Origin of the sequence: Rhizobium sp. HT1-10 (assembly GCF_049472505.1) — a bacterium.
Lineage (GTDB): Bacteria > Pseudomonadota > Alphaproteobacteria > Rhizobiales > Rhizobiaceae > Rhizobium.
In genome coordinates, this window is record NZ_JBCEBQ010000010.1 from 226,565 (window position 1) to 234,137 (window position 7,573).

General features: G+C 60.8%; 5 protein-coding genes. 3 read left to right on the forward strand and 2 right to left on the reverse strand.

The window, feature by feature from the left end:
- Positions 1–37 precede the first annotated feature (37 nt).
- A complete protein-coding gene (locus VH564_RS22020; protein WP_423341986.1) occupies positions 38–1,054 on the reverse strand; it encodes an ABC transporter substrate-binding protein in 1,017 nt (338 codons plus the stop codon).
- 244 nt (positions 1,055–1,298) lie between these two features.
- Between VH564_RS22020 and VH564_RS22025 the strand changes: the two genes are divergently transcribed.
- Both VH564_RS22025 and VH564_RS22030 read left to right on the forward strand, forming a co-directional pair.
- Entirely contained in the window at positions 1,299–2,549 is a 1,251-nt protein-coding gene (locus tag VH564_RS22025; protein ID WP_423341987.1) for a GAF domain-containing sensor histidine kinase, read from the forward strand.
- Complete coding sequence (locus VH564_RS22030; protein ID WP_423341988.1) at positions 2,546–3,271, forward strand: response regulator; 726 nt, start codon at positions 2,546–2,548, stop codon at positions 3,269–3,271. The genes VH564_RS22025 and VH564_RS22030 overlap by 4 nt, the downstream gene beginning before the upstream one ends.
- Positions 3,272–3,410: 139 nt before the next feature.
- On the opposite strand, the gene VH564_RS22035 is transcribed toward VH564_RS22030, so the two are convergent.
- Positions 3,411–4,454, reverse strand: coding sequence for a hypothetical protein (locus VH564_RS22035; RefSeq protein ID WP_423341989.1), 1,044 nt, complete (start codon positions 4,452–4,454; stop codon positions 3,411–3,413).
- 574 nt (positions 4,455–5,028) lie between these two features.
- On the opposite strand from VH564_RS22035, the gene VH564_RS22040 reads away from it, so the two are divergent.
- On the forward strand, positions 5,029–7,573 hold a 2,545-nt coding region (locus tag VH564_RS22040), incomplete at its 3' end, for a DUF5801 repeats-in-toxin domain-containing protein (RefSeq protein WP_423341990.1).

A 7,573-nucleotide genomic window follows, 5' to 3' on the forward strand; every position in this document is an offset into this window, starting at 1 on the left:
ACTGTCGCCGGGCGGAACAACGCGTTGGGAGGAGCTGTTACTTGCTGTCGGCGATGACTTTTTGGGTATCGGCCAGCGAATAGTCGACATTGGCGACGCCGCCGGACGGCGTGTTGGCGAGATTGGCCTCGAGGTTGTCCTGGTTGATTTTCAGGAATGGCACGACGAGGTCCTTCTTGACCGTCTTGCCGTTGAGGATCTGCTGGGCCACCCAGAAGGCCAGTGTCGAAACGCCCGGAGCGATGGAGACGGACATGGTCTCGTACTTGCTGGCGTCCTTCTGCTTCTTCCACCAGACGAGTTCATCCTGGCGGTTGCCCATGACGATCGTCGGGGTCGGACGCTTTGCCGCCTCGAAGGCCTGTGCCGCGCCATAGCCATCGCCGCCCTGGGTTACAACGGCTGCAATCTCGGGCAGGCTCGGCAGGATGCCGGCGACGGCCTTCTGCGCGACGTCCTGGGCCCAATCGCCGTGGACAGAACCGACGATCTTGAACTGCGGGTACTTGGCGACGCCCGCATGGATGCCGGCCGAGATTTCGTCGTCGACCGACACGCCGGCGAGACCGCGAATTTCCAAGAGATTGCCGCCAGCCGGAATTTTCTTGGCGAGATACTCGACCTGGCTTTCACCCATGCCCTTGAAGTCGACGGCGATCCGCCAAGCGCAGGGCTCGGTCACGATGCCGTCGAAGGAAACGACGACGATGCCGGCATCGCAGGCTTCCTTGATGGCGCCGTTCAGGGCCGTCGGCGAGGCCGCGTCGATGACGATGGCGTTGTAGCCCTGCAGGATCATGTTCTGGATCTGCGCAGCTTGCTCGGTCGCCTGGTTTTCAGATGTCGTGAAAGGATCGGCGGCAGCGACGACGCCGGACTTTACGGCTTCCCCGGTGACCTTCTCCCAGCTTGTCAGCATCGCCTGGCGCCACGAGTTGCCGGCATAGTTGTTGGACAGCGCGATCTTCTTGTCGGCCGTGTCGGCCATGGCAGCGACAGGCAGCGCCACGCAGGCAAGCGTAACCGACGTCAGAAGCAGGTTTCTGAAATTCATTGTCTCTCTCCCTTTTGACCCGAAATCCCCTCCCGGGCGGATACGATGTGTAGACGTCGAGTTCCTCCTCTCGACATCGGCAGGATGTTATAGATTGGCAGAGTTGTATAGTAAGAATGCGGCATCGCGTTTGCGGGGATCGCCACAAATGTTGCGGGATCCTGCAAGACGGAAGGCTAGCGTCGGGCGCTTACTAATGGCAAAGCATATCCGTCGCCTGGGAGGCCGGCGGGAGGGAGAGGCCATGCTCAAGTTGGCGCCATCGGCGCTTCTCGACCACTATTTGGGGATTTCCCGCCTGTTGGCGGGGCAGCTGGAGTTTCGCTCCGCCATTCGCGCGGTGGCGGCGGAAATTTCCCACATCATCCCGCACGACCATCTCGACGTCTGCATCATCATGCATGGCGGCAAGTACCACACCGCCTATGAGACCGGGATCGAAACGGCGTGGGGCAATCATCCACCGGCACTGGTTTCCGGCAGTCCCATTCGCAGCCTGCTTTGGGGCGAGGTGCCGTACCTGCTGACCGAAGACGCGCTTGTTGATCCACGGTTCAATTTCGAAGGCGCGTTTTCCCGGCCCATCATCGACCAGTCCCTGCGCAGCCGCCTGCATGTGCCGCTGAAGGTCGAGGGAGATGTAATCGGCGCGCTCAGCTGCTCCGCCCACGCAGCCGCGCTTTACGGCCTCGACGACGTCGCCAATGCGCGGTCGATTGCTGACCTGCTGTCGCCCTATTTCTTTGCTCTTCGCGCGGCCGAGCAGGCCCAGCAATCGGCGATCGTTGAGGCAGAGGCGAGGGCGCGCGAGGAGGGACTACGCCTTGGTGCGCTGAAGCTGACCGAGGCGCTGGAATCCGAGCGCCAGCGCATCGGCATGGACCTGCACGACCAAACGCTTGCCGATCTCACACGCCTCTCGCGTCGCCTGGAGCGGCTGACGCTCGCCCATGAGATTTCGGGCGAGGCACTGGAGCCGCTGGCCCGCAGCCTGCAGCACTGCATGCAGGACCTTCGCCAGATTATAGAGGAGGCCAAGCCCTCGGTGCTGCAGCTGTTCGGATTCGCCCAGGCCGTCGAGAACCAACTGGACCGTTCGATCCGCGACAGCGGCCTGTCGATCACCCAGACGCTCGTCGACGCGACCGGCGGCATCATCGACCAGCTGGAGCAGACTGTTAGTATCGCGCTGTTCAGGATCACGCAGGAGGCGATCAATAACGCTGTCCGACATGCCCAGGCCGATCACATTTCAGTAACACTAGCAGGCCAGTCGGACGGTATTTCTATCGAGATCCGTGATGACGGCATTGGTGTCGGGATCGCGGACCATCGCAACGGGACGGGGATCGACAATATGAAGACCAGAGCGCGGCTGATATCGGCGGAGTTCACCATGATGGATGGACGAGGTTCGCAAGGCACGGTGGTGGCGATCCACCTGCCGCTGACGGAGACGCCGACAACCCGTCTGCAACCGAGGGCCATAAAATGAAAGTGCTGATCGTCGAAGACGACCCGCTGCACCGTTCCTATCTTGTCGAAGCGATCGGCACGTCCTTGCCGGAATGCGAAACCATTCTGGAGGCGAATAACGGCAAGGAAGGGGAGAAGCTCGCGCGGGACAACAAGTCCGCCCATGTCGTCATGGATCTTCAGATGAACAACCGGAACGGTATCGAAGCGGCCCGGACCATCTGGAACGAGCGGCCCGATACCCGCATTCTCTTCTGGTCCAACTATTCCGATGAGGCTTATGTGCGAGGCGTGTCCCGCATCGTGCCCGACGGCGCGGCCTATGGCTACGTGCTGAAGTCGGCATCCGACGAACGCCTGCGCCTAGCCTTGCGCAGCATCTTCATCGAGGCGCAGTGTGTAATCGATCGCGAAGTTCGGGGCATGCAGCAAAAGAGCCTCGGCCAAGCCAAAGGCTTCAGCGACAGCGAATATGAAATTCTGGTCGACATTGCCTTGGGTCTCACAGACCGCGCCATTGGTCGGAGACGTAACCTGTCTCTGCGCAGCGTCCAAAACAGGCTTCAGCAACTCTATGAAAAGCTCGAGGTCTATCAAAACCCCAACGATGACCACGAGGAAGGCCGCTTCAATCTGCGGGCAAGAGCGGTGACGGTGGCGCTGCTTCGAAAGCTTTTGAACTACAGTGCGTTGGAGCGCGCTGAAGCCGAGCTGGCTGACTGGCTTGCGACATTGAACTGATAGGGCTCAATGCGCCGGTGAAGGTGCAGCTTGGGGTCCGCTACCCGAACGATCGGAGGTTGGGCCCTCGTCACATGTCTTCTGGCATTGCCTCTTTGTGGAGGGTTCTGGCCAGCCATGCCGCGGTGAGGGGGCTTGGCTAGAAAGACCGGGAGGCCGGCAGCGTGGCCTTCAGCTTGCCGCCCTCGATCGTGTGTACGACCATCTTGCGCTCGACCATTCCCGTTGCGGTGAAACGGAAGAGGCCTGTTGTGCCGCGGAAGCCGACACTGCTCATCAGGTTTGCTGCAGTCAGTGCTTGTGGCCCTTGCGAGCGAACGAGGCCCGAGGCAATTGCCATGGCATCGTAGCCATAGGCGCTGGCAATCGTCAGCGGATGTTTGTAGTGACGCTGATAGCGCTCCGCAATCAACCCGCTGCCTTCGGGATCGATCAGGGCAATGACGACGCCGTTTGCGGCCGGCGTCGCGTATGAGCTTTGTGGCCAGGCGTTGGTGCCAACCAACATCTGGTTGGGAACCGCCACGCCGCGAACGGCTGTCGCCACCATCCCAACCTCGGCCGTGCCGCCGAGGACGACAACGGCTTCCGAGGCCTGTATCAGCAACCGGTTCTTAGCCTGTATGTCGGCTGGCGTGTCGGTTGCGCCGTAGTATCCTGACCCCATGAAGGTGCCACCGCTTGTCGAGATGGCAATGCCCAGGCGCGCCATGAAGGCTTGTGGGACATTCGTTTCGGCGAGAAGTGCAATCTTCTTGTGTCCACTCGCGACAGCCGCCCTTACTCCCTCGGCAGCGCTGTCGAATTCGTCGGATACGAGGTTGAAGACATCCCCCGGGGTCGTGGGTGTAGGGCTACCCAGATTGAGCAGCAGCGGCCTCTGGGTGGGAGAAATGGCGGCAATCGCCGCCGTCTCGGCCGGCGGCAGATAGCTGACAATCATGACAGCCCCGCGCGCCTTTGCGGCGGCAACCTCGGCAGCGATCGCGGCCTGGCCCGCGCCGATGTCCATGACGCGCAGCTTCAGCTGGCTGTTGCCGAGTTCGCCTATGCCGAGGCTCGCTCCATCCCGTACTTCCCGGGATGCCCCCTCGTAAAGTCCGCTGGCACCCTTTCGCAGAAACAGCGTTAGTTCCGGCCCGTTCTCGCCACCGTATGTCTCGTTGACAACGGTGGAAGGCATCTTGATGTCGTCGTTTCCGGCGTTCTTAGGGAGTGGCGCGCCGTCCATCTGGCAGCCTGCGAGAAAGGCGGATAGCATCACGGATGCGGCCCACACCGGTACAAGTGAACCCGCCTGCAAGCGCCATTGCGTGCTCAGGCGCTTAAGCCGACCAACTGCATATCCCGTCACGAAACGTCTCCCTCCCTGTACGCGGCATGACACCATTCCAGCGGCGGTATCTCTGCACAGCCGAAACGCGAAAGTAAAGCGAGTGATGAAATGCAATATTGGGTGCAATAATCTGCAGATTTCCCTGTTGCACCGCAGTCAAGTGATCCTTCGCGCCGCCTCGGTATAAGTACGCGTTCCTAATATGAAGAGTTTATGAAGTGGGGTGTACCTGCTGCCAGTAAATGTCAAGTTTCAAAAACGGTAAGGTTAATCAATCACTCAGCGGTTGAGTTAACCAATCGAAAACATTTCTGTAGGGATGCATAACCGGCTATATCGTTGGGGTTAACGAACCATTGCAATCTATCCGCTCCCGTAATTGATTGCCGTCACGTTACGAAACACCCGGGAGTATGGACCAATGGAAAATTCGCGCATTTCGACAGTCGATCACGAAGCCGTATCGCAGGAGCTGTCCTCTGCCCATGACGAGAGCAACGCCTTCGAGGGGGCCGCACTTCCGTTGATTTCGCAGAATTCCGAAATTGCCGAGTTCCAGCTGGCTCAGCTCGACCAGGCGAACGGCAAGACCGATCGTGTCCCTGCAAGCGAGCCGCCGCAAAACAACGCTCCGCAGATCGTGCAGGTGACGCCGGATCAGGGCAACATTGTCCAGCTACCGCCAAACACCGCAATCGATGACATTCAGGTCGAGGGCAGAAACCTCGTTCTCGTTCAGGCTGATGGCAGCCGCATCATCGTCGTCAATGGCGCGCTCAATATTCCGACCTTCGTGATCGGGGAGGTGACGCTGCCGCAGCAGGTCTTGCTGGCCGCTCTCCAGCAGCAGGGCGTCAATGTTGCCGCAGGCCCCAATGGTTCCTACAGCGCGTCCAATACCAGTTCAGGCCACGAGTTCACCGACAGCCAGGTGCAGAACGCCCACACTCCGCCCAACCTGCTCGGCCTGCTTGGCCCGACTGGCGATTCCGGCAATGGCGGCGGCAACGGCAGCTCTGAGAGCGGTGATGGACTGCCTTTCATCAACCCCTTCCAGACGGTCACCGCGTCGCTCAGCGAGACAGGCACCAGCATCGGTGGCTTCGTGACGACAAGCAGCGCCGGCCGCTTCGGCTTCGGCGGCGTCAATGCATCGATCAGCACTGTCACGCTCTTCGGTGAAGCCGAGATCACCGCGAGCGGAACACAGCAGCTTTCCGGTCTGACATCCGGTGGCGTACCGGTGACTGTCAGCCAGAATGGTTTTGCCGTAATCGGCACGGCGAACGGCGTGACAATTTTCACCCTGGTCTTCGATAGGGCTACAGGCGACTATACCTTCACCCAGCTGGCCGCCATCGACCATCCGGCCGGAGCGAATTCGGCAACGGATCTCCTCCAACTGCAGTTCCAATACACCGTGATCGACAAGAGCGGCCAGACGGTCAAGGGCATCGGCACCGTCGACATCGCCGACAGCGTGGCGGTTGCCGGCGCCGGTACGTCCGGAACAGTATCCGAAACAGCCCTTATCGGTGGTAACGGTATCGCTGCGGACGCGAACATCACGGTTAAATCAGCCGCGGGCTCGCTGAATATCTCCTGGGGCGCCGATAGCTCCAACTCGGACAATGGCAGCCTCGGCGATCGCTCTGTCGTCTTCGCCAGTGCCGCCGTCACCGCCAGCGGAGAAGCCGGCGCGGCGCTTACTTCGCACGGCCTTGCGGTCTCGACTACGCTACTTTCCGACGGGACGCTCGTCGGCTATACTGGCAACGCCGTCCCGGGCAGCACGGGCGCTGCCAATGTTGTCTTCTACGCCACACTGTCAGACGCCAACAACGGCTCCTATAACTTCACGCTGGTCCAGTCGCTCGACCACGCGTCCGGCGCCAATCCGCTGACTTTGAGCTTCGGTTACACCGCCAAGGATTCGGACGGTGACACCTCGTCCAACACCGTCACCCTGTCGATCGCCGACGACGTTCCGGTCGCGACCGGCAGCATTACGGCTGGCCAGACGCTGAACGACGATGTGCAGGCCAACGGCAATGTCGATGCCGAGGGCCATGTGCTGGCGACCTCGGGCGTAGCAGGTGCGCTGTTCACGGCCGGTGCGGATGGCTTTGCCAGCGTGACGATCGGCGAGTTGCCGAAATTCCAAGCGGTCTTCGTTGACGCCAATGGCGTCGGTCAGACGGAAGCTGTCAATTGGGGCACCGCATCCGTCTCGGGCGGCGTCACCACATGGACGGCTCTCGGCGGCACGTCCAACAATCTGGTAGCAACCCTGACCATCAATGCCGAYGGCTCCTATAGCTTCAAGCTCAGCGAACCTCTKGCGCATACRGSGACMGGCCAGGACCAGTCRYCCCTGACGTTCAATTAYACGGTCACCGACGGTGACGGCGACAAGGCGACGGGTGCGCTGACGATCAATGTCACCGACGACGTTCCGGYCACGACCGGCAGCATYRCGGCTGGCCAGACGCTGAACGACGATRTGCAGGCCAACGGMAATGTCGATGSCRRSGRCCATSTGYTGGCRACCTCGGGYGYRGCAGGTGCGCTGTTCACGGCCGGTGCGGATGGCTTTGCCAGCGTGACGATCGGCGAGYTGCCRAAATTCCAAGCGGTCTTCGTTGACGCCAACGGCGTCGGTCAGACGGAAGCTGTCAATTGGGGCACCGCGTCCGTCTCGGGTGGCGTCACCACATGGACTGCCATTGGCGGCACGTCCAACAACCTGGTAGCAACCCTGACCATCAATGCCGACGGCTCCTATAGCTTCAAGCTCAGCGAACCTCTGGCGCATACGGCGACCGGCCAGGACCAGTCATCCCTGACGTTCAATTATACGGTCAGCGACGGCGACGGCGACAAGTCGACGGGCGCGCTGACGATCAATGTCACCGACGACGTTCCGGATGCACATGAGGTAACGGCTGCAACGACGCTGTCGGACG